Source organism: Streptomyces typhae, assembly GCF_009755605.1.
GTDB lineage: Bacteria > Actinomycetota > Actinomycetes > Streptomycetales > Streptomycetaceae > Streptomyces > Streptomyces typhae.
Genome location: NZ_WPNZ01000010.1, coordinates 38,506 through 62,670, shown reverse-complemented (window position 1 = coordinate 62,670; position 24,165 = coordinate 38,506). Strand labels below are relative to the sequence as shown.

24 protein-coding genes are annotated in these 24,165 nt (G+C 73.3%); 13 read left to right on the top strand and 11 right to left on the bottom strand.

The genetic code is table 11. The annotated features are described in order from the left end of the window. Nucleotides 1–18 precede the first annotated feature (18 nt). The 3 genes from GPA10_RS19320 to GPA10_RS19310 form a co-directional block, all read right to left on the bottom strand. Nucleotides 19–876, bottom strand: coding sequence for a helix-turn-helix domain-containing protein (locus GPA10_RS19320; RefSeq protein WP_157166603.1), 858 nt, complete (start codon nucleotides 874–876; stop codon nucleotides 19–21). 308 nt (nucleotides 877–1,184) lie between these two features. Continuing rightward, nucleotides 1,185–1,421, bottom strand: a complete 237-nt coding sequence (locus GPA10_RS19315) for a hypothetical protein (protein ID WP_058851525.1) — start codon at nucleotides 1,419–1,421, stop codon at nucleotides 1,185–1,187. A 12-nt stretch (nucleotides 1,422–1,433) separates the two neighbouring features. Beyond that, entirely contained in the window at nucleotides 1,434–2,729 is a 1,296-nt protein-coding gene (locus GPA10_RS19310) for an inorganic phosphate transporter (RefSeq protein ID WP_058851524.1), read from the bottom strand. Between the two features lie 357 nt (nucleotides 2,730–3,086). On the opposite strand from GPA10_RS19310, the gene GPA10_RS19305 reads away from it, so the two are divergent. The 3 genes from GPA10_RS19305 (at nucleotide 3,087) to GPA10_RS19295 (ending at nucleotide 7,135) form a co-directional block, all read left to right on the top strand. Then, entirely contained in the window at nucleotides 3,087–3,767 is a 681-nt protein-coding gene (locus GPA10_RS19305; protein WP_157166602.1) for a class II aldolase/adducin family protein, read from the top strand. A 253-nt stretch (nucleotides 3,768–4,020) separates the two neighbouring features. Continuing rightward, on the top strand, nucleotides 4,021–5,160 hold the full coding sequence (locus GPA10_RS19300) for an alpha/beta hydrolase (RefSeq protein ID WP_343041102.1): 1,140 nt from the start codon (nucleotides 4,021–4,023) through the stop codon (nucleotides 5,158–5,160). A 511-nt stretch (nucleotides 5,161–5,671) separates the two neighbouring features. Next, nucleotides 5,672–7,135 (top strand): hypothetical protein, encoded by a 1,464-nt coding sequence (locus GPA10_RS19295; protein WP_246259472.1) that lies wholly within the window; start codon nucleotides 5,672–5,674, stop codon nucleotides 7,133–7,135. A 25-nt stretch (nucleotides 7,136–7,160) separates the two neighbouring features. Here GPA10_RS19295 and GPA10_RS19290 read toward each other — a convergent pair whose 3' ends face one another. Both GPA10_RS19290 and ypfJ read right to left on the bottom strand, forming a co-directional pair. Next, a complete protein-coding gene (locus GPA10_RS19290) occupies nucleotides 7,161–7,586 on the bottom strand; it encodes a VOC family protein (RefSeq protein ID WP_157166601.1) in 426 nt (141 codons plus the stop codon). A 131-nt stretch (nucleotides 7,587–7,717) separates the two neighbouring features. Further along, nucleotides 7,718–8,605 carry a KPN_02809 family neutral zinc metallopeptidase gene (ypfJ, locus tag GPA10_RS19285; RefSeq protein WP_157166600.1) on the bottom strand — a complete coding sequence of 296 codons (888 nt, stop codon included), beginning with the start codon at nucleotides 8,603–8,605 and terminating at the stop codon, nucleotides 7,718–7,720. A gap of 648 nt (nucleotides 8,606–9,253) precedes the next feature. Here ypfJ and GPA10_RS19280 point away from each other — a divergent pair. The 4 genes from GPA10_RS19280 (at nucleotide 9,254) to GPA10_RS19265 (ending at nucleotide 13,468) form a co-directional block, all read left to right on the top strand. Further along, complete coding sequence (locus tag GPA10_RS19280; protein WP_343041101.1) at nucleotides 9,254–10,027, top strand: PQQ-binding-like beta-propeller repeat protein; 774 nt, start codon at nucleotides 9,254–9,256, stop codon at nucleotides 10,025–10,027. Between the two features lie 199 nt (nucleotides 10,028–10,226). Beyond that, entirely contained in the window at nucleotides 10,227–11,825 is a 1,599-nt protein-coding gene (locus tag GPA10_RS19275) for an ABC-F family ATP-binding cassette domain-containing protein (RefSeq protein ID WP_058851519.1), read from the top strand. Between the two features lie 368 nt (nucleotides 11,826–12,193). Further along, nucleotides 12,194–12,415 carry a helix-turn-helix domain-containing protein gene (locus GPA10_RS19270; RefSeq protein WP_055550175.1) on the top strand — a complete coding sequence of 74 codons (222 nt, stop codon included), beginning with the start codon at nucleotides 12,194–12,196 and terminating at the stop codon, nucleotides 12,413–12,415. A 207-nt stretch (nucleotides 12,416–12,622) separates the two neighbouring features. Then, nucleotides 12,623–13,468, top strand: coding sequence for an enoyl-CoA hydratase/isomerase family protein (locus GPA10_RS19265; protein ID WP_157166599.1), 846 nt, complete (start codon nucleotides 12,623–12,625; stop codon nucleotides 13,466–13,468). Between the two features lie 14 nt (nucleotides 13,469–13,482). On the opposite strand, the gene GPA10_RS19260 is transcribed toward GPA10_RS19265, so the two are convergent. Further along, nucleotides 13,483–14,583, bottom strand: a complete 1,101-nt coding sequence (locus GPA10_RS19260) for an ICP22 family protein (RefSeq protein WP_157166598.1) — start codon at nucleotides 14,581–14,583, stop codon at nucleotides 13,483–13,485. Nucleotides 14,584–14,675: 92 nt separating this feature from the next. Here GPA10_RS19260 and GPA10_RS19255 point away from each other — a divergent pair, with 92 nt between their 5' ends. The 5 genes from GPA10_RS19255 to amaP all read left to right on the top strand — a co-directional run bounded on the left by GPA10_RS19255 (nucleotide 14,676) and on the right by amaP (nucleotide 17,291). Continuing rightward, a complete protein-coding gene (locus GPA10_RS19255) occupies nucleotides 14,676–15,164 on the top strand; it encodes an Asp23/Gls24 family envelope stress response protein (protein WP_058851516.1) in 489 nt (162 codons plus the stop codon). 183 nt (nucleotides 15,165–15,347) lie between these two features. After that, a complete protein-coding gene (locus tag GPA10_RS19250) occupies nucleotides 15,348–15,533 on the top strand; it encodes a hypothetical protein (protein ID WP_030571647.1) in 186 nt (61 codons plus the stop codon). A 3-nt stretch (nucleotides 15,534–15,536) separates the two neighbouring features. Then, nucleotides 15,537–15,893: an Asp23/Gls24 family envelope stress response protein gene (locus GPA10_RS19245; protein WP_343041100.1), complete on the top strand. Its 357-nt coding sequence runs from the start codon at nucleotides 15,537–15,539 to the stop codon at nucleotides 15,891–15,893. Further along, nucleotides 15,890–16,705 (top strand): DUF6286 domain-containing protein, encoded by an 816-nt coding sequence (locus GPA10_RS19240; protein ID WP_246259433.1) that lies wholly within the window; start codon nucleotides 15,890–15,892, stop codon nucleotides 16,703–16,705. The genes GPA10_RS19245 and GPA10_RS19240 overlap by 4 nt, the downstream gene beginning before the upstream one ends. Before the next feature lie 7 nt (nucleotides 16,706–16,712). Then, on the top strand, nucleotides 16,713–17,291 hold the full coding sequence (gene amaP / locus GPA10_RS19235) for an alkaline shock response membrane anchor protein AmaP (RefSeq protein ID WP_157166597.1): 579 nt from the start codon (nucleotides 16,713–16,715) through the stop codon (nucleotides 17,289–17,291). A gap of 351 nt (nucleotides 17,292–17,642) precedes the next feature. Here amaP and GPA10_RS19230 read toward each other — a convergent pair whose 3' ends face one another. From GPA10_RS19230 to GPA10_RS19210, 5 genes are all read right to left on the bottom strand, one after another. Further along, complete coding sequence (locus GPA10_RS19230) at nucleotides 17,643–18,398, bottom strand: SDR family oxidoreductase (RefSeq protein ID WP_058851512.1); 756 nt, start codon at nucleotides 18,396–18,398, stop codon at nucleotides 17,643–17,645. A 100-nt stretch (nucleotides 18,399–18,498) separates the two neighbouring features. Further along, nucleotides 18,499–20,373, bottom strand: a complete 1,875-nt coding sequence (locus tag GPA10_RS19225) for a glycoside hydrolase family 15 protein (RefSeq protein WP_343041099.1) — start codon at nucleotides 20,371–20,373, stop codon at nucleotides 18,499–18,501. Nucleotides 20,374–20,591: 218 nt separating this feature from the next. Then, the gene (locus GPA10_RS19220) at nucleotides 20,592–21,392 is read right to left on the bottom strand and encodes an SURF1 family cytochrome oxidase biogenesis protein (RefSeq protein WP_343041141.1); all 801 of its coding nucleotides are present in this window, start codon (nucleotides 21,390–21,392) and stop codon (nucleotides 20,592–20,594) included. Nucleotides 21,393–21,452: 60 nt separating this feature from the next. Continuing rightward, complete coding sequence (locus GPA10_RS19215; RefSeq protein ID WP_055702389.1) at nucleotides 21,453–21,686, bottom strand: hypothetical protein; 234 nt, start codon at nucleotides 21,684–21,686, stop codon at nucleotides 21,453–21,455. A 64-nt stretch (nucleotides 21,687–21,750) separates the two neighbouring features. After that, complete coding sequence (locus GPA10_RS19210; RefSeq protein WP_157166595.1) at nucleotides 21,751–22,893, bottom strand: DEDDh family exonuclease; 1,143 nt, start codon at nucleotides 22,891–22,893, stop codon at nucleotides 21,751–21,753. Nucleotides 22,894–23,232: 339 nt separating this feature from the next. On the opposite strand from GPA10_RS19210, the gene GPA10_RS19205 reads away from it, so the two are divergent. Then, complete coding sequence (locus GPA10_RS19205) at nucleotides 23,233–24,159, top strand: sterol desaturase family protein (RefSeq protein WP_157166594.1); 927 nt, start codon at nucleotides 23,233–23,235, stop codon at nucleotides 24,157–24,159. The last annotated feature ends 6 nt before the right edge of the window (nucleotides 24,160–24,165 follow it).

Below are 24,165 nucleotides of genomic sequence, written 5' to 3'. Positions count from 1 at the left end.
AGCGCACGGCTCCGGGGGTCAGCCTGTGAAGCCTTCCCTGACCTCGTTGATGAGGTCGATCGCGCGGTCGTCGCTGTAGGCGATCTCCCGCAGTTGTTCGAAGCAGTCCTGGAAGTTGGCGACCAAGTCGTAGTCGTCGCGGGTGGCGACGACGGATTGAGCGCTCTCCAGATAGATCAAGTCGTCGTCGTCCTCGAAGCCGAGAAGGACGAAGGCGTTCTGCGTACTCAGCAGGGAGCCTGCCGTGTACGGCAGCACCTGCATGGTGGTGCGGGGATGCTGGCTCACGTCGATGAGCCGCTGGAGCTGGGCGCGCATCGTCGCGGGACTGCCGATCTGCCGGCGCAGTGCCGACTCGTCGACGACGAAGTGGAGCTCGTCGGTGCCGCTCTCGTCGAAGACCCGCTCCTGCCGCGCCGTGCGGAACTCCACGAGGCGTCGGCGCGTCGCCGGGTCATGGACGTCGGGAGTGGCCAGTGCGTCGGCGTAATCCTCGGTGTGCAGCAGGCCGGGGATGACGATGGGGTGGTAGGTGCGCAGGGAAACGGCGGCTGCCTCGAAGGGGAGGTACCCCGTGAACCGCGGGTTCGCCACGTCCGACCACTGCGTCCACCACGACTGACCCTTGGAGCCGCGCGCGGCGTCGACCAGGTCGGTGACCTGCTGCTCGTCATCCACCGCGTACTGCCGCAGCAGCGCTCGCAGGTCGGTCACCGAGACACTGACCGTGCCCTTCTCGATGCGGTTCAACTTCGAAAGTGACCATTCGAGGGCGTTGGCCGCCTCGTTCTGAGTCTGACCCGCGTCCTCGCGGGCCTTGCGCAGGGCGATGCGGAGTTTGCGACGGCTCAGGCTCGGGTCCAGTTCGCTGGGCATGGGGCTCCTTCGCTAAGACCAGGAGTCGACCAGCCACGCAGCCGTACGGGTGACAGCGTTACGCAGGTATGCCTAACGAAGGCTGTCCCTCCGCCGTGCAGCGCAGCGCAGTCGCTCTGTCTGACATATGTGAGACCGACCCTAGCATGCTGCGGCTACCCATTATGACACATGTCTAATCGAACTTGAGCGAGTCGCTGTGCGCCTCGGATCGAAAAAAAGCCACGGGGGCGGCCGTGGCGGCCGCCCCCGTGGCGGGGAAAGCGGGGTGCGCGGGGAAACCGGGGCGCGAGGGAGGCGTCCTGCAGTCAGGCGACGATCAGATAGATCCCGTACGCCACCGCTGCCGCGCACAGCGCGAAGCACGCATACGCCCCGGCCTGCGCCGGCAGCGCGGCCGTGCCGCCGCCGGTGGCGCGGGCCTCGCGGGCCTGCTCCTGCTTGGAGAGGCCGACGACGCCGAGCGTGAACAGGCCCACGAGGGCGACGGTCACCAGGAGGCTGACTCCGAACACGGAGCCGAGGGCTGCCCAGTCGATCTTCATGCTGCTTCTTCCTTAGACCGTGGCGGGCCGGGCGGGATCCGCCACGGCCGCGGCGGACGCGGGCGAGTGCGACGCCGGGGCGTCGGCAGGGAACGGCGCGAGGTCCTCCGCGAGCGCGACGGAGGGGCCCGCGGGCGGCGGCGAGACGGCCGCGATGGCGGTGGTCACGACGCCCGCGGGCTCGGAGGGGACGGCGGGAGTGCCGATCTCCTCGGCCGTGACGTTCGTGTGGTCGACCGGCTGGCGGCGCGACAGGGCCCAGATGACGGCGGAGCCGCCGACGAGCAGCGCGGCCGTGGTGGCGACACCCCACGTGCCCTGCTTGGTGAGCAGCTCGGCGCCCGCGCCGACCAGGCCGGCGGCGGGCAGCGTCAGACCCCACGCCACGAACATCCGCGTCGCCGTGGACCAGCGGACCACGCCGCCCTTGCGGCCGAGGCCCGCGCCCATCACGGCGCCGGAGCAGACCTGGGTGGTGGAGAGCGAGAAGCCGATGTGCGAGGAGGCCAGGATGGCGGTCGCGGCGGACGTCTGCGCCGCGAAGCCCTGCTTCGGGGCCAGCTCGGTGAGGCCCTTGCCCATGGTGCGGATGATGCGCCAGCCGCCCAGGTAGGTGCCGAGCGCGATGGCGAGACCGGCCGAGACGATGACCCACATCGGCGGGTTGGCGCCCGGGTTGAGGACACCGCCGGTGATGAGCGCCAGCGTGATGATGCCCATGGTCTTCTGCGCGTCGTTCGTGCCGTGGGCGAGCGAGACGAGGCCCGCCGAGGCGATCTGACCCGCGCGGAAGCCCTTGGCGGTGGACTTCTCGTCGGTACGGCTGCTGATCCGGTACGTCAGCCGGGTCGCGAGCGTCGCGGCGACACCGGCGACGAGCGGGGCCGCGACGGCGGGCAGCAGCACCTTGGTGACGACCGTGCCGCCGTTGACCGAGGACCAGCCCATGGACATCACGGCGGCGCCGATGAGGCCCCCGAACAGGGCGTGCGAGGAGCTGGACGGCAGGCCGAGCAGCCAGGTCAGCAGATTCCAGAGGATCGCGCCCACCAGGGCCGCGAATATCACCTCGGTCTTCAGGCCGTCTTCGTTGATGATGCCGCCGGAGATCGTCTTGGCGACTTCGACGGAGAGGAACGCTCCGACGAGGTTCAGCACGGCGGACATGGCCACCGCCGTCTTGGGCTTGAGAGCGCCGGTCGAGATGGTCGTCGCCATCGCGTTGGCTGTGTCGTGGAAACCGTTCGTGAAATCGAACACGAGAGCGGTGACGATCACGATCCCGAGGAGAAGCGTGATGTGTTCCATTTACCCAGGCTTCTGTTGGACGTCAGTGGCACGTGGAACGTAGGCAAACTGAGTGAACGGAAAGTGAACTGGATCGGGCTGTGCGGTGACCCATATTTGGTTGTGGTCACTCAGTATCTGTCCGGCTCCCCCCGGCCCCGGTGCCACCGGCTCGACGAGGGCCCGCCGCGGCCCCGGAATTACGCCGTCCGGGGGCCCTCACGGGGCTTTCCGCGCTGACGCGGCGGCTCCCCGCACGGCCCCCCGGCCCCTTCCCGGCCGGGTGCGGAATCCACGAGGAGACACTGATCACGTGGCCCCCGCGGCGGCCCGCACACGGTCTCCCCGCTCCCCGCGGCCCTCTGGCAGGATCACCGCATGACTGAGCAGCGGCACACCGATCCGGGCCCGGGAAGCGCGGCGGTCACACGGGCCTGGGACGACCTCGTCGCGACCGCCCGCAGGACCGTCACGGACGGCCTCGTCGTCGGCACCTCGGGAAACGTCTCCGTACGGGTGGGCGACACGGTCCTCGTCACACCGAGCGGCGTCGCCTACGACCGGCTGCGGCCCGCGGACGTCCTCGGTGTCGGCCTCGACGGCGAACGGCTCTTCGGCACCCTCGTCCCGACCAGCGAACTGCCCATGCATCTGGCGATCTACCGGGCCACGGACGCCCGCGCCGTCGTCCACACCCACGCCGTCCACGCCACGGCCGTCTCCACCCTCGTACCGGAGCTCCCCGCCGTCCACTACATGACCGCCGCCCTCGGCGGCACCGTCCGCGTCGCCCCTTACTCCTTGTACGGCACCGACGAATTGGCCGAGAACATGCTGCACGCCCTGCGTGACCGCAACGCCTGCCTGCTGCAGAACCACGGCACGGTCGTGTACGGGGACACGCTCGCCCAGGCCTTCGACCGCACCGCCCAACTGGAGTGGATGTGCCGCCTGTGGCTCACGGCGACCTCGGTCCCCGGCCACGCGCCGACCATCCTGACCGCGGCCCAGGTACGGGAGACGGGGGAGAAGCTGAAGGGGTACGGGCAGCCGGGCTGAGCCGCGCCCGGCCGCGCAGGGCCGGTTCGGGTCGGTCCGCGCCGGGTTGGTCCGCGCCGGGCCTGGTCGCGCCGGGCCGGGGCGAAGACGGGTCGGCCCGGGTCGGGCCGGGGCGAAGACGGGTCGGCCCGGGTCGGGGCCGGCCGGGGAAGCCGGGGGAGTCCGGGGAGCCGGGCCCCCGGGGGCGGGCCGAATGCACTCGCGCGCGGTACGCCCACTGGCAGCGCCCCCCGACGACGCGGACACTGGGTCCGTGCGCCCAGCCAAAGCGACGGCCACCGCAGCCGTCACCACCGCCACCGCCGTCCTAGGCGCCACCGCCCTGGCCATCGCGGCGGGCCGCTACGCCAGCGACGCCGCCCTGAAGGCCGCCGCGAACCGGCCCCTGCCGACCGAACCCCGGCTCACCGTGCACGCCACGGCCGCCGGACAGATCACCCTCACCCGGTCCCTGGCCTCCCTGCGCCCCGGCCGTTACGGCCTGAACGGCAACGGCTGTCACGCCGTGGTCGGCCCGGTCCTCGACGCCGCCCCGCACGAGGCCGACACGGTCGTACGCCGGCTGGAACGCGTCACCCACGGCACCCTGGAGCCCGGCGCCCGCGTCTGGCTCACGCCCCAGGTGCACATCGGCGACCCGCACGCCGCGCTCGGCCTCGACCACGCCGACGTCGACATCCCCGGCGAACTCGGTCCGCTGCCCGCCTGGTTCGTGCCCGGCACCCGCGACACCTGGGTGATCGCCGTGCACGGCCTCGGCACCACGCGCGAGCACCCGATGGTCGTCATGGACTTCCTGCACCACCAGCAGCTCCCGGTGCTGTCCCTCGGCTACCGCGGCGACCTGGGCGCGCCCCGCTCCCCGGACGGCCTCGGCCACCTCGGCGAGACCGAGTGGCGCGACCTCGACGCCGCCATCCGCTACGCCGTGCGGCACGGCGCCCGCGACGTCGTCCTGCACGGCTGGTCCACCGGCGCCTCCATGGCCCTGCGCGCCGCCGCCCACTCCGGGCTCCGCGACCGCGTCAGCGGACTCGTCCTCGACTCGCCGGTGCTCGACTGGGAGACCACGCTGCGCGCCCTCGCCACCGCCCGGCGCACACCGGGCCCCCTGCTCCCGCTGGCCGTGCGCGCGGCGCAGGGCCGCACCGGCCTGCGCGGGGGCCGCGTCGCGGAAGCCGTCGACCCCCGCGCCCTGCGGGTGCCGACCCTCGTCGTGCACGGCCCCGACGACACCGTGGCCCCCTGGGCGCTGTCCCGTCAACTGGCCGGGAAGCGACCCGACCTCGTCACCCTGCACACCGTTCCGGATGCACCTCACGCAGCCATGTGGAACGCCGACCCCGCACGGTACGAAGAGGCCCTCAGGCGCTTCCTCACCCCCCTGATGTAGCCGATGTGAGCCCTTCGGCGCCCCGAAGCGGGGCGGCGCGCGACCCCCGGCCGGGCTCCGTGCGGGAGCGCCGCCGGGATTCCGTTTGGGTTTTCGGACCGTCAACAGGAAGACTGCTCTCGTGACGTCCCGTATCCCGCGCGACTCCCGGCTCCACCTCGTCCGCACACCCGCCCAGAAGGCCGAAAGGCGACCGGAGGCGGAGCGCGGCCGAAGCCGCAGCCCGCTCGGCGCTCCCGGCGCAGTGACCCAGCGCCGCTCGCGTCGGCCCGCGCCCCCACCGCCGGAGGGCACGCCCGCGCCCGCCGAGCTGGCCCGGATGGCACGCGCGGGCCTGGCCGGCGCCGTACGCGTCGCCCGCTGGGCCGACCGCGCCCCGCGCCCCGGCACGGGGCCGCTGCGCGGCGTCGGCAATCCCGGCAGGACCGCGAAGGACGCTGACGGCGGCGCCGCCGAAGGGGCCGGTGCGCTGTCCGACGCCGCCGCCGAACGCGCGGCCGCCGAACTGGACATGACGGTCCACCAGCTCCGCGCCCACTGGGACACCGCCCGCCTCGCCGGGCTCGTCGAGGTGCACGGTGCCGTCGCCCGGCCCGGCTGGCGGCTGCGCGCCTGGGACCGGGACGACGCCGCGGTGCTGCGCGGCTGGGTCGCCCTGTTCGACGCCTGGTCGCTCGTCCACCCGGCCCCCGCCGAACTGCCGACCGCCACCGTCGCGGAGACCGTCGAGGCCGTCCCCCAGCTCCTCTCCTTCCTTCAGCTGTCGGCGGGCCCCGTGCCCGTGCCGCAGCTCCTCGACCTCCTGGACCAGCGCGTCCGCGAACTGCGCACCGAGCGCTGCGAGATCCCGTACGACCCGCGGGCGGCCCACGATGGCCCGCAGGCGGCCCCCGACGGATCGCGTGCGGCCCCCGACGGATCGCGTGCGGCCCCCGACGGATCGCGTGCGGTCGATGAGGGCTCGCGGCCGGTCGACGACGCCTCGCATGTGGCTCTCGACGGATCGCGGGCGGCCCACGACACCCCGCGGACGGTTCCGGAGCCCCGGACGCCGGACACCGTCCCGCACGGCGGCGGCCCCGCCCTCGTCGCCGCGGCGGCGCCGCTCACAGGCCCCGACGCCTCCGACCCGCCCGACGCCTCCGACGTGCCCGGGGGTCCCGACGCCCCCAGGGCTTCCGACGTGCCCGGGGTTCCCGACGCGCCCGGCGCGCCGCACCCGCTGGACGCCGAGCACTCCGGCGACAGCACGCCCCCGCTGCCCGCCCTGCTCGACTGGGCCCTGCACGCCCTGGCTGCCGTAGGTGCGCTGACCTGCGACGACGGTCAGGCGACGCTCACCCCGCTGGGCAGTTGGGCGGTGTGGGTCAAGCTGGAGCAGATCTGCGTCGCCGCGCAGAGCCCCGCCGGGCACATCGAGCAGTCCGCCGAGGACATGCTGCGCGGCTGCGCCCGTCTGCGGCCCAACGCGGCCCGCTCCGAATACCGCGCCTGGCTCGCCGCCAGGGACGCGGGCAGCGCCGTCACCGAACTCCTCGACGCCGCCCGCGGCGAGGACGCCCTGCTGCGCGGGCTCGCCTTCGAGGCCCTGCGGGTCGTCGGCGCCCCGGCCGAGCCGGACGTGCGCGCCGTCGTGGACGAGACGTCGCTGCGGCCCTACGCCCTGCTGTGGCTCGCCGAGCACGAGGGCACCGACCCGGAGGACGTCCATCTCGTCCTCACCCGCGAGGAGTCCACCTGGCTGTGGGTCGACACCGCCGCCGCCGTCGCCGACCACGGCGAGGCCGAACTCCTCGTGCGCCATCTGGACTCGGCACCGCAGCCCACCGTGCCCGCACTCATCGACGAGGTGCGCACCGTGGGCCATCCGCGGACCGTGCAGGTGCTCGTGGCGCTCGCCGCGGCCCATCCGGACCCGGCGCTCGCCAAGGCCGTGCGCCGTGCCGCGTTCCAGGTGCACACCGGCGGGGTGTGAGACCGGCGAACCCGCCTCCCGGCGGCTATCTCCCGGCCGGCTCGCGGGTATCCGGGGTGTACGTGCCGAAGCTCCAGATGTTGCCCTCGATGTCCCGCGCCATGTAGTCCCGGGCGCCGTACGCCTGGTCCGTCGGGGGCATCACGACGTCCACGCCGTGTTCCACGGCACGCTGGTGGTGGGCGTCGACGTCGTCCACCACCAGATACGCGGCCGAGGGCCCTGCCTCCTCCATGATCTCGGAGAACAGACCGCCGCGGCCCTTCGAACCGAGCATCACCGCGCCGTTGCCGTACGCGAGTTCGGCGTGCGCGACCTTGCCGTCCTCGGTCTCGTACACCCTCGTCTCCGTGAACCCGAAGGCCTCCGTGAGCTGCTTGATCGCGGCCTTGGCGTCCGCGTACAGCAGCGTCGGGACGATGCTCGGACCCTCCGTGGTCGTGCCCGCCATCCCGCTCACCCCTCTCGCACTCTCTTCGAACGTCCGTCCTGCCCCGTGTCTCAAGGTCTTTCGGGGCCTCTCAAGTCTTGCACCGGGGTGTGACAACGGCTCGCCGTGCCGGACGGGGCCGCCGCGTGCCCTCAGCGGAAGGTGTCGCACTGCGCCATGTCGCCCGTACGAAGGCCCTGGCGGAACCAGGTCCGGCGCTGCTCGGCGGAGCCGTGCGTCCAGGACTCGGGGGTCACACGGCCCTGGAAGCGCTCCTGGATCCGGTCGTCGCCCACCGCCGCCGCCGCGTCCATGCCGTCGCGGATGTCGGCCTCCGTGAGCCGCGTGATCAGGGGCCGGCCCGACTCGTCGGGTGTGCCCGTGGCGTGGTGGGCCCAGACGCCCGCGTAGCAGTCCGCCTGCAGTTCCACGCGTACGGCGTTGCTGTTCCTGCCGGTCCGTCCGTCCTGCGAACGGCTGAGCGTGCCCATCAGGTTCTGCACGTGGTGCCCGTACTCGTGCGCCACCACGTACGCCTGCGCGAACGGGCCGCCGCTGGAGCCGAACTTCGTCCGCAGCTCGTCGAAGAACCCCAGGTCCAGATAGACCTTCCGGTCGCCGGGGCAGTAGAAGGGGCCGACCGCCGACGACGCGGCGCCGCAGGCGGTGCCGACCCGGGCGGTGTAGAACACGGTCGGTGCGGGCGCGTACCGGCCCTGGCGGCGGGGGAACTCCTGCCGCCAGTAGTCCTGGACGCTGTTCACGACCGCCACCGTGCGGCAGTCGTCGCGGGCGTTCGCGTCCTTGCCGGTACGGCAGCTCTGCTGGACCTCGGCGAGCGAGGACGACTGCGCGGCGGGCTCCTCGTCGCCGTCCGTCAGCCCCAGCTGGTCGGGGCCCACCCCGAAGAACAGTCCGAGCAGCAGCGCGATCAGGCCTGCGACGCCGCCGCCCACCGTCGCCTTGCCGCCGGGGATGCGGCTGCCGCGGACGTCCTGCACCTCCGAGGTGTCCAGATCCGCGTCGTCGTCGAACTGCATGGGCGCACCACCTCCGCCTCCCGTGCGGGACCCGCCGTCCCGCGCGCGAGCGGCGCGAGGGTCGTCCCACCTGCGGGACGACGCTCCGCCGCCCCGCGCCGGACGCCCGGCCACCCCATCCTTCTACGCCACCCGCCGCCCGGCCCGGACGGAGGTCCGAACGGGGGACACCGCCGCCCGCCGCCCGCCGTGTCACGCCCGCCCTGAGCCCCGCCACCCGGGCCCGCGGCTACGCTCTGCGCCTGATCCGCGGCCAGGGGTACCGGTGCCGCTGCCGGAGGGAGCGAAGGGGCACCCATGACCACGGCCCGTCCCCACACCACAGCGACCAAAACCACCACAGCCACAAAAGCTTCCACAGCCTCCACAGCATCCACAGCCACCAAAGCCACCACGGTCTTCGCAGCCGCCACACCGCCCCCGGACCCCTCGGCCGCCACACCTGCCGCGCTCCCTGAGCCTCTGACGCCCGCCGTACTCCCTGCGCCCCTCACGCCCACCGCGCTCCCAGCGCCCCCGACACCCGCCGTACCCCCTGCGTCCCTGACGCCCGCCGCGCTCCCCGTTCCTTTGCCGCCCCCCGCGCCCCCCACGCCTCCGCCCCACCCCACCCCGAACGTCCCGTCGGCCCGCCCCGCCGCCGACCCCGTGCCATGCGCCGCCGCGGCCGAGCCGACAGCCGCACCCCGGCGCCGCGCCCCGCGTGGCCCGCTGCTCCTCGGGCTGGCCCTGGCCCTCGCCCTGAGCGCCGTCCTCCCGCTCCTCGCCACCGCCCCCGCACAACACTGGTGGCAGACGGCGCCCTACGGAGACCGCCTCACCGTGCACGCGCGCGTGGCCGACGGTGAGGCGTCGACGGGGGTGCGGACGCGGGACGGTGCCGTCGAGGCGTACGACGTGGGGAGCGGGCGGGCGCGGTGGACGTACGCGCGGGAGGGGCGGCGCGCCCTGCGCCTCCTGGCGGCCCCGGGGCACACCCTCACGCTCTGGAGCGACGGCCTGGTCACCGACACCGCGCCCGGCGGGGTGCGCTGGCACCGGGCCGTACCGGCCACCGCCCGCTGGCTCGGCACCGCGCGGGCACGCGGCGGCGCGGGCGTGCTGCGGCCACTGGACCGGGCGGCCCGCATGCTGGCCGTCGTCACCCCGCACCGCATCGCCGCCTACCGCACGGCCGACGGCGACCTGCGCTGGACGCTGCCCGCGCGCGAGGGGTGCGTCTTCGAGCCCGCCCGCTCCCTGCGGCGCGACGGCGTGCTCCTGATCGCCCAGCCCTGCCGCGCGGGCGCGGCGGCGCGGACGGCGTGGACGTCACAGATGGTCGCCGTGGACGGCCTCGGCCGGATCACACCGCGCCGCACACCGCTCGGCAACGAACTGCCGGGCGCGCGCCCGGACCGGACGGCCGACCGGGTCCGCTGACGCGGCCCGCCGACCGCCGCCGGAAAAGCGGTTGCGCGGCACCGTTAGAATTGGCCCATGGCCATTCTCCTCCTGCATTAGACGGCTGAGCGGCGCGCTCCCGCGCGGCGCCGCATCGTGCATCGCATCGTGCATCGTCCTTGCATCCCTGCATCTCTGCATATTTCCCGCCGTCCGTTCCCTGTCCAGGAGTCTGACCGTGATCACCGCCTCCGGTATCGAGCTGCGTGCCGGCGCCCGCATCCTCATCGAGAACGCCTCGTTCCGCATCGCCAAGGGCGACCGCATCGGCCTCGTCGGCCGCAACGGCGCGGGCAAGACGACGCTCACCAAGTGCCTCGCGGGCGACGGCATCCCCGCGGCGGGCACCATCAGCCGCTCCGGAGAGGTCGGCTATCTCCCGCAGGACCCGCGCACCGGCGACCTCGACGTGCTCGCCCGCGACCGCATCCTGTCCGCCCGCGGACTGGACGTACTGCTGCGCAAGATGCGTGAGAACGAACACCGCATCGCCAACGGCCAGGGCTCCACGCGTGACAAGGCCATGAAGCAGTACGAGCGCCAGGAGACGGAGTTCCTCACCAAGGGCGGATACGCCGCCGAGGCCGAGGCCGCCACCATCGCCGCCGCGCTGAACCTCCCCGACCGCGTGCTCGGGCAGCCCCTGCACACGCTCTCCGGCGGTCAGCGCCGCCGCATCGAGCTGGCCCGCATCCTCTTCTCGGACGCCGACACCCTCCTGCTCGACGAGCCGACGAACCACCTCGACGCCGACTCGATCGTCTGGCTGCGCGACTACCTGAAGACGTACCGGGGCGGCTTCATCGTCATCTCCCACGACGTCGACCTGGTGGAGACGGTCGTCAACAAGGTCTTCTACCTGGACGCCAACCGCTCCGCGATCGACGTCTACAACATGGGCTGGAAGCTCTACCAGCAGCAGCGCGAGTCCGACGAGAAGCGCCGCAAGCGCGAGCGCCAGAACGCCGAGAAGAAGGCCGCCGCCCTGCACTCGCAGGCCGACAAGATGCGGGCCAAGGCCACCAAGACCGTGGCCGCGCAGAACATGGCGCGCCGTGCCGACAAGCTCCTCGCCGGTCTGGAGGAGGTGCGCCAGTCCGACAAGGTCGCCAAGCTGCGCTTCCCCGAGCCCTCGCCGTGCGGCAAGACGCCGCTCATGGCCGAGGGCCTGTCGAAGTCGTACGGCTCGCTGGAGATCTTCACCGACGTCGACCTCGCCATCGACAAGGGCTCGCGCGTCGTCATCCTCGGCCTCAACGGCGCGGGCAAGACCACCCTGCTGCGGCTCCTCGGCGGCGCCGAGAAGCCCGACACCGGCCAGGTCATCGAGGGCCACGGCCTCAAGCTCGGCTACTACGCCCAGGAGCACGAGACCCTCGACCCGGACCGCACGGTCCTGGAGAACATGCGCTCGGCCGCCCCCGACCTCGACCTCGTAGAGGTGCGCAAGACCCTCGGCTCGTTCCTGTTCTCCGGGGACGACGTCGACAAGCCCGCGGGCGTGCTCTCCGGCGGTGAGAAGACCCGGCTCGCCCTCGCGACGCTCGTCGTCTCCTCCGCCAACGTGCTGCTCCTCGACGAGCCCACCAACAACCTCGACCCGGCGAGCCGCGAGGAGATCCTCGGCGCGCTGCGCACCTACAAGGGTGCCGTCGTCCTCGTCACCCACGACGAGGGTGCCGTCGAGGCGCTCCAGCCGGAGCGGATCATTCTGCTTCCGGACGGCGTCGAGGATCTGTGGGGCGCGGACTACGCCGACCTGGTCGCCCTCGCCTGACGGGCCCCTGGGGGTGGCGTCCAGCTCGCTTGATCGAATGACTGATCCACTGCGTATGGATCATTCGGCCGATCCGTGATCCTTCATCTGTGTGAGACGTCCTCGTACCGGCATGTGCGATACACGCATTCCGGCGCCCCGTGACCCCCGCAGGCCCCTGTTTCTCCAGTACGTCGCTGACCTGCCGCTTCCTCGCAGAACCCATTCGGCTGTACGGGACGCAACGCGCGGAATCGTTAATTCCGGTCGTGTCGTCCCCTGAATACGCGGCCAATCAAGTCGCACCGACCTTGCCGAATGGGTGGCCAGGACGCTCGGTAGGGGTGATCATGAGAAGTCCAGAGCGCACTTCCCATGAGGAGGCACGGGTGGCCGAGACTCTGAAGAAGGGCAGCCGGGTGACCGGCGCCGCGCGCGACAAGCTCGCGGCAGACCTGAAGAAGAAGTACGACGGTGGAGCGAGCATCCGGGCACTGGCCGAAGAGACCGGCCGCAGCTACGGGTTCGTGCACCGCATGCTCAGCGAGTCCGGAGTCACGCTGCGGGGACGCGGCGGGGCGACGCGGGGCAAGAAGGCAGCCGCCGGCTGACCTGCTCCTCGCGGCCGTCCGGCTCCGGTGGGCCGGGGTGGCCACCCGGTCGGTCGTCCGATCGACCGGGTGGTTACTGTGCAGTCACTTGTGGGCGCGGCATCGCACCCACAGCGCGCGCCGACAAGCGCCCGCACGGGCGCAGCACGCGTCCGCACGGACGCGGGTGGGCGTGCGTCCCCTGACTGCACCCATCCGGAGGCACTGATGGCTTCGTCTTCGTCCGACAGCGGTTCGCCCACGCGTGCTCCCGGCGGAGCGGCACCGGGCGCGGCACCGGTCATCGACCGTGACGGCGTACGCCTCACGGTCGACGACGCCGTGGCCACGGTCACGCTGACGAACCCGGCTAAGCGCAACGCCCAGTCCCCCGCGCTGTGGCGGGCGTTGACGGAGGCCGGCCGGGCGCTGCCCGGAAGCGTCCGCGTGGTGCTGCTGCGCGGGGAGGGCAAGTCCTTCTCCGCCGGTCTCGACCGGCAGGCGTTCACGCCCGAGGGCTTCGACGGCGAGCCGTCCTTCCTGGACCTCGCACGCGGTACGGACGACGCCCTCGACGAGACCATCGCCGAGTACCAGGACGCGTTCACCTGGTGGCGGCGCGGTGACCTCGTGTCCATCGCCGCCGTCCAGGGCCATGCGATCGGCGCCGGGTTCCAGCTCGCCCTCGCCTGCGATCTGCGGGTCGCCGCCGAGGACGCGCAGTTCGCGATGCGCGAGACCAGCCTCGGCCTGGTGCCCGACCTCACCGGTACGCATCCGCTCGTCTCCCTGGTCGGGTACGCCCGCGCCCTGGAGATCTGCGCCACCGGCCGCCTCGTGCAGGCCGCCGAGGCCGAACGCATCGGCCTCGCCAACCTCGTCGTGCCCGGCGACCAGCTCGACGCCGCCGCCCAGGACCTGGCCGCGGCGCTGCTCGCCGCCCCGCGCGACGCGGTGATCGAGACCAAGGCCCTGTTGCAGGGCGCCGCGGGACGCTCGTACGAGGACCAGCGCCGTGCCGAACGCGCCGCACAGGCCCGCAGGCTGCGGGACCTCGCGGGCCTCGGCGACTGATCCCGACGGCGGCCTCAGGCAGGGGCCGCCGTGGCCGTCCCCCGTTCCACGGATGTGATCAGCACCGCGACCGTGGGGTGGTCGGGGAACGCCCCGGCCACGGCCGTACGGACCGCGCGGGCCACATCCAGGGCGCGGTGGGCGGCGTCCGCCGCCAGCTCCACACGGACATGGCGGCGCGGCAGGGCGTGCGGGGCCGGCTGCTCCGTGACCAGGACGGCGCGGCCCAGGCCCCCGAGGGTGCCCGCCATCCGGACCACGCCCGGCACCGCGAGGCAGGCGCGTGTCGCGCGGTCCTCGTCGGAGTCGGGGGGAGGGGCACCCTGGGCGACCGGGCCTTCCGGGCTGCCGGGGCCCTCCACATGTTCAGTGACCGGGCCTTCCGGGTCGCCGGGGCCCTCCACATGTTCAGTGACCGGGCCTTCCGGGCTGCCGGGGCCCTCCACATGTTCAGTGACCGGGCCTTCCGGGCTGCCGGGGCCCTCCACATGTTCAGTGACCGGGCCTTCCGGGCTGCCGGGGCCCTCCACATGTTCAGTGACCGGGCCTTCCGGGCTGCCGGGGCCCTCCACATGTCCAGTGGCCGGGCCTTCCGGGCCGCCGGGGGCCTCTACAGGCCCGGTGACCTTTCCGCCGGCCCGCTCGGACTTGTCGGCTGCCGTGCCCCCGGCGGCCTCCTCGGACAAGCCCGTCACCCGCAGGTCCACCTCCGTCACCTCAAGGCCCAGCCGCTCCGCCGCGGCCGTGCCCAGGGCCGTGCGCAGGCGGGCCGCCACTGCGGGCAGTGGCTCGGTCGTGCCCGCGGTGAAGTCCGCGGTGATCCGCAGCGGCCCGGGTGGCAGTGCGCTCGGAGGGGCCGGCACCCCGGCGGCGTACCCCTTCGCGGGAACCCGCTCCTCGTGGCGCTCGTCGTGCCGCTCCGCGTCCTGCCCGGCGGCCGGGCCCACCCGCAGCCCGGTCACCCGCGCACCCGTCACCCGCCCGGCCGAGCCGAGCAGCACCGCCCGTGCCGCCGACTCCGCGAGCCACGCGCCGTCACCCGGCCCGCCCAGGGGCAGCACCCGGCCGAGGCCCAGCTGGCGCCGGACCGCCGAGGTCCATCGGTCACCCGTCATGGCTCCAGCCTGCCCCATCCCGGGCGCGCGGGTGCGAGGCCGCGCTTAATGTGGACGAAAGAGCAGATCCCCTGCTGAAAAGGACCAACGCGATGACCGACACCGGAGAGCGCACGACGTCCCAGACGCTCACGAAGGAGTCGCCCGACCAGGACGCCGGGCAGGGCGGCTCGGCGCGACGAGGCGGGGGAGCCCCCGCGACACGCGGGCGCACCAGCATCGCGGACGGGGTCGTGGAGAAGATCGCCGGGCTCGCCGCGCGGGACGTGGACGGCGTCCACGCCATGGGCGGCGGGCTCGCCCGGACCTTCGGGGCCGTGCGGGACCGGGTGCCGGGCAGCTCCAAATCCGTCACCCGCGGGGTGAAGGCGGAGGTCGGCGAGGTGCAGACGGCCCTCGACCTGGAGATCGTCGTCGAGTACGGCGTACCGATCGCCGACGTCGCCAGGGACGTACGGGAGAACGTCGTCACCGCGGTCGAACGCATGACGGGCCTGGAGGTCGTCGAGGTGAACATCGCCGTGAGCGATGTGAAACTGCCGGACGACGAGGACGACGAGGAGCCGTCGAGGCTCCAGTAGCGTCCGATCCGGCGCCGCCGGAGCGCTCCGTGGCGCGCGGCCCGGGTAGACGAAGGGCAGCACGGTCGTCGTCGCCAGGCGACGACGACGGCGGACGGCGGCAGGCACGGCGTACGCGACGCCCGCGATGACGCAGGCAGGCACAGGCAGGCACAGGCAACGGCAGCAACGAAGGAGCGCACGATGAGCTATGCCGTGATCGGCATGATCGCCGGTATGGCCCTCGGCTTCGCCGGGTACTTCGGCGGATTCGGGGCCTTCCTGCTGGTGGCCGCCCTCGGCGCCATCGGCTTCGTAGCCGGGCGGTTCCTGGAGGGGGACCTGGAGCCCGGTGACTTCTTCCGTACGCGCGGCGACCGGCGGCGATGAGCGGTGGCGGCCGAGGTCGTGGGACAGGTCGCGCCCGGCGAGCGCGGCGCGACCCGGATCGCCGACCGCGTCGTCGCGAAGATCGCGGCCCGCGCGGCACGCGAGGCGCTGCCCGCACTGCCCACCGAGGCGGCCCCGCCGCACGCGACGGTGGGCGTCCGGCAGAACAGCGCCCATGTGCGCGTCAGCCTCGAACTGGACTACCCCAGCGACATCGGTCGCCAGTGCGGTGCCGTGCGTCGCCATGTCGCCGAACGGGTAAGGGCGTTGGCGGGCATGGACGTGCCCGAGGTGGCGGTCGAGGTCGAGCGGCTGCACTCGGCGCAGGCGCGGACCGCGGCGCAGGGGAGGACCCGATGAGCGAACCCCGGCACACCGGCGCGAGCGAACACACTGGCACGCCCGAGCACACCGGTACGCCCGAGCACACCGGCGCGACCGACATGACCAAAGCGGTACCGGTCATGGGGGACGCGGCCGGCCAGGACTCCGGGTCCGGGTCCGGGTCCGGGCCCGGGTCCGGGTCCGGTTCCGCATCCGGCTCCGCGTCCGACCAGGGGGCCCGGCTCGACCAGTCGGCGTCGGCCGCCGCCTACGAACCGCTGCCCACCCTCGACGGCGCGGACGACCACGCCCCCCGTTTCTGGTCCGCGCGCCGGGTGCCCGCGGGGATCCTCGCGCTGCTGGTCCTCGGCGGGACCGGGCTGCTCCTGTACGACGTCGTCGCCGTACGGGCCGACCGTCCCGCGATGCGGTGGCGGCGCTCGCTCGCGCGGGAGCTCGCGGAGCGGCCCCTGGACAGCACGGCCGTGCTCGCCGGGGCCGCGGTGGCCGCGGCCCTCGGCCTCTGGCTTTTCGTGCTCGCCGTGACGCCCGGCCTCCGGCGCCTGCTGCCGATGCGGCGCCCGCACGCCGACGTACGGGCCGGGCTCGACCGCGGCGCCGCCGCGACCGTGCTGCGGGACCGGGCCGTGGACGTGGCCGGGGTGCAGTCCGCACGGGTGCGTATGAGCCGGTCCACAGTGGACGTCCGCGCCGTGTCGCACTTCCGCGAACTCGACGACGTACGCGCGGACCTGGACGCGACACTGGCCGACACCATCCGTGACCTCGGGCTCGGCAAGCCGCCCGCGCTCGCGGTGCGGGTGGCGCGGCCGAGCCGGAAGGGGTGAACGGGTCATGCTGCGTACGGTGAACCGCGTGCTGCTCGGCCTGGCCGGCCTGGCCCTCGTGCTGCTCGGCGGCTCCGTGCTCGCCGTCGGCCTCGGCGTCGAACCGCCGTCGTGGTGGGTCCACGACGGCCGTCACGACGTGCTGCTCAGCGATGCCGACCGGGCGCGGTGGCGCGACGACGGCTGGTTCTGGCCCACGGTCATCGGCGTGCTCGCCCTGGCGGTGCTCCTCGCCCTGTGGTGGCTGACCGCCCAGTTGCGGCGGCGCCGGCTCGCGGAGGTCCTGGTGGAGACCGGGGACGGTGAAGGGGCTCTGCTGCGGGGGCGGGCCATGGAGGACGTCCTGGAGTCCGGGACCGCGGGGCTCGACGGGGTCGAGCGGGCCCGGGTGCGGTTGACCGGGCGGCGGAACGCGCCCGAGGCCCGGGTCGAGGTGGCACTCGGAGCCGAGGCGGTTCCTGCGGAGGCCCTTCGGGGGGTCTGCGGGGAGGCGCTCGCGCGGGCGCGGGAATCCGCGGGGTTGGAGCGGTTGCCTGCCGTTGTGCGGTTGCGCGCGGTGAAGCACCGCGCCGGGCGCGTCACTTGAGCTGTACGCCGAACTCCCTCGCCCCGAGGCGCCAACCGACCCCACCGCTGCGCGACGGCCTCCCTCCCACCCACCCACCGCCCGCCCGTGCTGGCGTCCCCGGCAAGCCTGGAATCGACGCTTGCTCGTCGCCGGGCTGCCGCTGGTCGTTGAGGCGCCAACCGACCCCGCCGCTGCGCGACGGCTTCCCACCCGCCCGCCCGGGCTGCCCCGGGCTGCCGCCGGGTAACGGGTGGGCGGGTGGGAGAACCCCCACCGCGGTAGCGGTGGGGCACCAACCACCGGCCCGCGGGCAGCCACGCGCAGCCGCACACAAGCCGGGCAAGGGCAGGCAGCCGGAACCCCCGGAGGCTAGAAGCCGTGGCGGGCGCCGCCGTCCACAGGGAGCATCACGCCCGTGAGATACGAGGCGGCGGGGGAGAGAAGGAACGCGGCGGCACGCCCGAACTCCTCGGGGGTGCCGTACCGCCGCAGCGGAATGCGGGACTCGTGCGCGGCACGGGTCGCCTCGGGATCGGCCGAGAGGCCGTCGAGCTCGCGCACGCGGTCGGTGTCGATACGGGCGGGAAGGAGCCCGACCACGCGGATCCCGCGCGGCCCCAACTCGTCCGCGAGGGACTTGGCGAAGCCCGCGAGACCGGGCCGCAGCCCGTTGGAGATGGTCAGACCGGGAATCGGCTCGTGCACCGACGCCGAAAGGACGAAGGCCACGACACCCCCCTCGCCCAGCTCCGCCGCCGCGGCCCGCGCAAGCCGCACCGCACCGAGGAACACCGACTCGAACCCGGCCTGCCACTGCTCGTCGGTGTTGTCGGCGACATAGCCGGGCGGCGGCCCGCCGACGCTGACGAGGATGCCGTCGAACCGGCCGAAGCGCTCCCGCGCGGTGGCGATCAGCCGCTCCGGAACCCCGGCGTCGGAGTTGTCCGCGGCGACGCCCACCGCGTTCGGGCCCAGCTCCGCGGCCGCCGCGGCGACCGTCTTCTCGTCCCGGCCGGTGAGGACCACCTTCGCGCCGTCCGCGACGAGCTCACGCGCGGCGGCGTTGCCGAGACCGCGCGTGGCACCGGTGACGACGTACACACGGTTGTTCAGTCCAAGATCCATGGGCCCCATCCTGCTCTATACGAGAACGCTCTGTTCGACCGGCGGCCTGTCCGACTGGCGGCCTGTCCGGCCGGCGGCGCTCTGTCCGGCCGGCGCCGCTCTATCCTGTCGCGTCCGGGCCGAAGAGCGTGAACGCGGTGCCCGCGAGACCGACGTGGGAGAACGCCTGCGGGAAATTGCCCAGCTGGCGTCCGGCCACCGGGTCGTACTCCTCCGAGAGGAGCCCCACGTCGTTGCAGAGCGCGAGCATCCGCTCGAACAGCTCCTCGGCCTCGCGGGTACGGCCCGTCATGTGCAGGGCGTCGGCCAGCCAGAACGAGCAGACGACGAAGACACCCTCGTCACCGGGCAGACCGTCCACGGCGGCCTCACCAGCGGCCTCACCAGCCGTGTCGCCAACCGCGTCGCCAACCGCCTCACCAACCGCGCCAGCGGCCGTGTCGCCGGCCGGCTCGGCGGTGGAGTAGCGGCGCAAGAAGCCCTCCTCCGTACCCAGTTCCTTGCGGATCGCGTCGATGGTCCCGACGACACGCGCGTCCTCGGGCGGCAGGAACCCCACGCGCGGAATCAGCAGCAGCGCGGCGTCCAGCTCGCGCGAGTCGTACGACTGCGTGAACGTGTTGCGCTCCGCGTCGTAGCCGCGCTCGCACACCTCGGTGTGGATGGCGTCCCGCAGCTCCCGCCAGCACTCCGCGTCGCCGGGCAGGTCCGGGTCCTCCTCAAGGGCGCGCACGGTGCGGTCGGCCGCGGCCCACGCGAGCACCTTGGAGTGCACGAAGTGCCGGCGCGGCCCGCGCACCTCCCACAGCCCCTCGTCCTCGCGGTGCCAGTTCTCGCGCAGGAACTCCATGAGCGCGAGTTGCAGCCGCCACCCGTGCGCGCGAGTGGCGAGACCCGACCTGCGGGCCAGCGAGAGCGACTCCACGACCTCGCCGTACACGTCGAGCTGGCGCTGGTGCACCGCCTTGTTGCCGATGCGCACCGGCGCCGACCCCTCGTACCCGGGCAGCCACTCCACCTCGTACTCCGGCAGCCGCCGCTCACCCGCGAGCCCGTACATGATCTGAAGGTCGTCGGGGTTGCCCGCGGCGGCGCGCAGCAGCCAGTCGCGCCACGCCTCTGCCTCCTCCAGATAGCCCGCGGCGAGCAGCGCGCCGAGCGTCAGTGTGGAGTCGCGCAGCCAGCAGTAGCGGTAGTCCCAGTTCCGTACGCCGCCGATCTCCTCGGGGAGCGAGGTGGTGGGGGCGGCGACGATGCCGCCGGTCGGGGCGTAGGTGAGGGCCTTGAGCGTGATCAGGGAGCGGACCACGGCGTCGCGGTGCGGTCCCTCGTACCGGCAGTGCGCCGCCCACGCCCGCCAGTCCTCGACGCTCTCGCGCAGCGCCTGGTCGACGTCGAGCAGGCGCGGGCACGTCTCGTGCGAGGGATGCCAGGTGAGGACGAAGGTCACGCGCTCACCCGCGGCCACCGTGATGTCCGTGTACGTGGTGAAGTCGCGGCCCTCGCAGGGCACCTCGGGTTCGATCCGCAGCCACACCGAGTCGGGGCCCGCGACGGCCACATGGTGACCGTCGGCCCTGCGCATCCACGGCACGACCGAGCCGTAGTCGAAGCGCAGCCGCAGCGTGCTGCGCAGCGTCACCTCGCCCCTCAGGCCCTCGACGACCCGGATCAGGTCCGGTGCGTGGTCGCGCTGCGGCATGAAGTCGGTGACCCGTACCGAGCCGCCGTCCGGAGTGTCCCACTCCGTGTCCAGGACCAGGGTGTCCTCGCGGTAGGCGCGGCGGGTGCAGACGTCGGCGTCCGTCGGCGCGATGCGCCAGTGGCCGTGTTCGTCGTCGCCCAGGAGCGCGGCGAAGCAGGCTCCCGAGTCGAAGCGGGGCAGACACAGCCAGTCCACCGACCCGGTACGGGAGACCAGGGCGGCGGTCTGATGGTCGCCGATCAGGGCGTAGTCCTCGATGGGGCGTCGCACGGATGACGGTTTCCCGGATCACGGGACCGTCAATCGGGGGCGTGCGCGCAAGTGCCTCGGCCGCCCGGCTCCGGCGCCGTGGGTACACAGGGGGCACCCCCGCCGTCGCGGGGCCGTGTCATCGGGCCGGGGCGTCCCGTCGTCGCCGGGTCGGGATGTCCCGTCGTCGCTGTGCCGTGTCGTCGGACAGCGGGTGCCACGCGGGCCGTGCGCGCGCGTCAGGCCGTGGCCGGAGCGGTCTCCTCCGCGGGCTCCGACTCCGTCTTCGCGGCCGCCGCCCTGCGGTCCTTGACCTCGCGGCGGACCAGGACGATCCAGCCCGCGGGCACCCCGGCGGCGAACAGCCACCACTGCACGGCGTACGCCATGTGCGCCCCGATCCCGCTGTGGTCGGGCGCGCCGAGGAGCTGGGGGGAGCCGTCGTCCGGCTGCGGCGAGGTCTGCTCGATGTAGCCGCCGAGCACCTCCTTGCCCAGGGCGTGGGCCTGCTGGCCGCTGCTGATCAGCATGATCTGCCGGTCGGGCAGGCCCCGTACGTCCTTGATGCCGCTGGCCGCGGACGTCTCGTCGGCCATCAGACGGCCCGTGACCGTGACGACGCCCCGGGCCGGGGCGGGGATCTTCGGGAAGGCGGTCTGCGGTCCGTCGGCGGGGATCCAGCCGCGGTTCACGAGCAGGACCTTGCCGTTGTCGAGGACGAACGGGGTCAGGACGTGGAAGCCGACCTCGTCGTCGGCGTTGGTGCGGCGGCGGACGACGACCTCGTGCCGCGGGTCGTAGCTGCCGCGGGCGGTGACCCTGCGGTACACGGCGGAGTCCGGGACGTCACGGCCGGGCGCGGTGAGCCGCTCGGCGGGGACCGGCGGGGCGTCCAGGGCCCTGCCGATCTTCGCGTTGTGCGCCACGCGCCTCTCGTGCCGGTGCAGCTGCCAGAAGCCCAGCTCGATCATCACGGGGATGAGGACGAGGCCGATGAGGGTGAGGATCACCCACTGGCGGGTCAACAGGAAGCGGTACACCCCATGACGGTACAACTCGGCCATGGGGTGTCCGACAGGGGGTGGGGCGCCACCTCGTGCTCACACCTTGTCGACGATGCCCACCCGCCCCTCCGCGCGGGAGCAGTGCGCCCCGCAGTACCAGTGGCCCTCCACCTCGACGCCCTGCCCGATGATGCGGCACCGGCAGTGCTCGCAGATCGGCGCCATGCGGTGGATGGCGCAGGAGAAGCAGTCGAAGACGTGCACCGCGCCCTGCGCGTGCACCTCGAAGGACATGCCGTAGTCGTTTCCGCAGACCTCGCAACGTGCCATGCGCCACAGGGTGGGACCCGGCGGCGGCGCGGGGCGAGCGGCGGGCGGGCGAGTCGCCCGGCAATCACCCGTCCGAGGGGGCGGGTCCGCCGGGCGGGGGCACGCTGCCGGCCGTGCCGTCGGCCGGCGCGACGTCCTGGAGGAGCTGGCCGAAGGCGGCCTCGTCGACGACCGGCGTACCGAACGCCCGCGCCTTCGTCGTCTTCGACGTGCCCGAGTCCGGGTCGTTGGTGACCAGCAGGCTCGTCAGCCGCGACACGCTGGTCGCGATGTGCAGACCGGCCTCGAACGCCCGGTCCTCCAGGAGCTCGCGCTCCACGGAGGTGTCCCCGGAGAACGCGACCCGCATGCCCTGCTGGAGCGGCTTGCCGTCCTGCCACCGCCCCGGGTTCGGATAGGGGCAGGCGGGGCGCTTCCGGGAGGGCCGCCAACTTCCCGGACGGTACGAGGAGTTGGCGCCGCCGTAGGAGCCGGGGCCGGTGCTCTGGTGGCCGATGCGGGCCGAGCCGTCGGACCACTCGGTCAGCGCGCGGCACTCCAGGAGCGGCAGCCGCACGCCGTCGCCCGCCGCCGCGTGCAGGCTCGGCCGGAACGCCTCGGCGAGGACACGGGCGTCGTCGAGGGCGTGGTGGGCCTGGCGCTGGACGACGCCGAAGTGCGCGGCGAGGGACTCCAGCTTGTGGTTGGGCAGCGGCAGGCCCAGCTCCTTGGAGAGCGCGATGGTGCACAGCCGCTGGCGGACGGGCGCGGTGCGCTCCGCGCGGGCGTACTCGCGGGCGATCATCGACCAGTCGAAGACGGCGTTGTGCGCGACCAGGACGCGGTCCGCGAGCCGGGCCGCGAACTCCTCGGCGATGTCGGCGAAGAGCGGGGCGCCCGCCAGCTTGTCGCTCGTCAGGCCGTGGATCCACACGGGGCCCGGGTCGCGCTGCGGGTTCACCAGCGTGTACCAGTGGTCCTCCACGTCGCCGCGGGCGTCGAGGCGGTAGACCGCGGCCGAGATGATCCGGTCGTCTCTGGACAGGCCGGTGGTCTCGACGTCCACGACCGCGTACCCCGAGGGGTAGGCCGTGGGCCAGGGTGCGGCGGGTCCGGGGGCGGCCGTCGCCGCGATCGCCTCCCCCCTCGCCGGTCCCTGCGGCGCCTGCGGTGCGTCGGGCCCCTTCGGCCCCTCCGTCGGCGGTGCGGTCGTGCGGTCTTCGAGCATGGTCCATGAGGATACGGGCCACGACCGACAGTCGGTTCCCTGGGCCGGGTGTGTTCGCGCCACTGTCGGTCCCTTTGGAGCCGAGCAGCCCCGCCACCAGGGCCCGCACCGACGGCGTGAACAGCCTTTCGGCTTCCGGGGATTGGGCGCGCGGGCGGGGGCGCGCCCCTCGGGCAGGAACATCCGCTCCGTCAGCCGCGTGCGTGGAGGCGGCCGTCACGCCGCGTGCGCGGAGGCGCCTTCTTGGCGGAGACCACCAAAAAACCAGGGCGTACCCTCGGTAATACTTATCGGTAACAACGTCTGGCGGCGGGCCCACGGCCGTTCTACGGTGCCTGCATGTCCCCGAACCTGCCCGATGTCGTGCTGTGGTCCATTCCCGCCTTCGTGCTGCTCACGGTCATCGAGATCATCGGCCACCGGGTCCATCCCGACGAGGACGCCGCCGGGTACGAGACCAAGGACGCCGCCACCAGCGTCACCATGGGTCTCGGCAGTCTCGTCTTCGACTTCCTGTGGAAGATCCCCATCGTCGCGATCTACTCGGGCGTCTACGCGCTGACTCCGCTGCGCGTGCCCGTCCTGTGGTGGACGATCCCGCTGATGCTGCTCGCGCAGGACTTCTTCTACTACTGGTCGCACCGCGGCCACCATGTGATCCGGGTCCTGTGGGCCTGTCACGTGGTGCACCACTCCAGCGAGAAGTTCAACTTCACGACGGCGCTGCGCCAGCCCTGGACGAGCCTGACGGTGTGGCCGTTCTACCTGCCGCTCATCGTCCTCGGCGTGCATCCGGCGGCCCTCGCCTTCTGCTCCTCGGCCAACCTGGTCTACCAGTTCTGGATCCACACCGAGCGCATCGGCAAGCTGCCCCGCCCCGTCGAGTACGTCTTCAACACGCCCTCGCACCACCGCGTGCACCACGCCTCCCAGGGCGGCTACCTGGACCGCAACTTCGGCGGCATCCTCATCGTCTGGGACCGGATGTTCGGCTCCTGGGTCCCGGAGACGGACCGCCCGGTCTACGGCCTCACCAAGAACATCCACACCTACAACCCGCTGCGCGTCGCCACCCACGAGTACGCGGCGATAGCCCGCGACCTGAAGCGGGCCACGAGCTGGCGCGAGCGCGCGGGCAGGGTGTTCCGAGGTCCGGGCTGGCAACCACACCAGCCACCGGCCCCGGCGGAGACCCTGTGCCCGGCTCCGGCTCCGGCCCAGGCCCCGGCTCCGGCCCCGGCCCCGGCCCCGGAGAAGGTCGCGTGACCCCCG

Excerpts from the sequence above, each read along its gene's own strand:
- GPA10_RS19320 (WP_157166603.1), bottom strand. The coding sequence starts at position 876 with ATGCCCAGCGAACTGGACCCGAGCCTGAGCCGTCGCAAACTCCGCATC.
- GPA10_RS19315 (WP_058851525.1), bottom strand. The coding sequence starts at position 1,421 with ATGAAGATCGACTGGGCAGCCCTCGGCTCCGTGTTCGGAGTCAGCCTC.
- GPA10_RS19310 (WP_058851524.1), bottom strand. The coding sequence starts at position 2,729 with ATGGAACACATCACGCTTCTCCTCGGGATCGTGATCGTCACCGCTCTC.
- GPA10_RS19305 (WP_157166602.1), top strand. The coding sequence starts at position 3,087 with ATGACTGAGCAGCGGCACACCGATCCGGGCCCGGGAAGCGCGGCGGTC.
- GPA10_RS19295 (WP_246259472.1), top strand. The coding sequence starts at position 5,672 with ATGACGGTCCACCAGCTCCGCGCCCACTGGGACACCGCCCGCCTCGCC.
- GPA10_RS19290 (WP_157166601.1), bottom strand. The coding sequence starts at position 7,586 with ATGGCGGGCACGACCACGGAGGGTCCGAGCATCGTCCCGACGCTGCTG.
- ypfJ (WP_157166600.1), bottom strand. The coding sequence starts at position 8,605 with ATGCAGTTCGACGACGACGCGGATCTGGACACCTCGGAGGTGCAGGAC.
- GPA10_RS19265 (WP_157166599.1), top strand. The coding sequence starts at position 12,623 with ATGGCTTCGTCTTCGTCCGACAGCGGTTCGCCCACGCGTGCTCCCGGC.
- GPA10_RS19260 (WP_157166598.1), bottom strand. The coding sequence starts at position 14,583 with ATGACGGGTGACCGATGGACCTCGGCGGTCCGGCGCCAGCTGGGCCTC.
- GPA10_RS19255 (WP_058851516.1), top strand. The coding sequence starts at position 14,676 with ATGACCGACACCGGAGAGCGCACGACGTCCCAGACGCTCACGAAGGAG.
- GPA10_RS19250 (WP_030571647.1), top strand. The coding sequence starts at position 15,348 with ATGAGCTATGCCGTGATCGGCATGATCGCCGGTATGGCCCTCGGCTTC.
- GPA10_RS19240 (WP_246259433.1), top strand. The coding sequence starts at position 15,890 with ATGAGCGAACCCCGGCACACCGGCGCGAGCGAACACACTGGCACGCCC.
- amaP (WP_157166597.1), top strand. The coding sequence starts at position 16,713 with ATGCTGCGTACGGTGAACCGCGTGCTGCTCGGCCTGGCCGGCCTGGCC.
- GPA10_RS19230 (WP_058851512.1), bottom strand. The coding sequence starts at position 18,398 with ATGGATCTTGGACTGAACAACCGTGTGTACGTCGTCACCGGTGCCACG.
- GPA10_RS19215 (WP_055702389.1), bottom strand. The coding sequence starts at position 21,686 with ATGGCACGTTGCGAGGTCTGCGGAAACGACTACGGCATGTCCTTCGAG.
- GPA10_RS19210 (WP_157166595.1), bottom strand. The coding sequence starts at position 22,893 with ATGCTCGAAGACCGCACGACCGCACCGCCGACGGAGGGGCCGAAGGGG.
- GPA10_RS19205 (WP_157166594.1), top strand. The coding sequence starts at position 23,233 with ATGTCCCCGAACCTGCCCGATGTCGTGCTGTGGTCCATTCCCGCCTTC.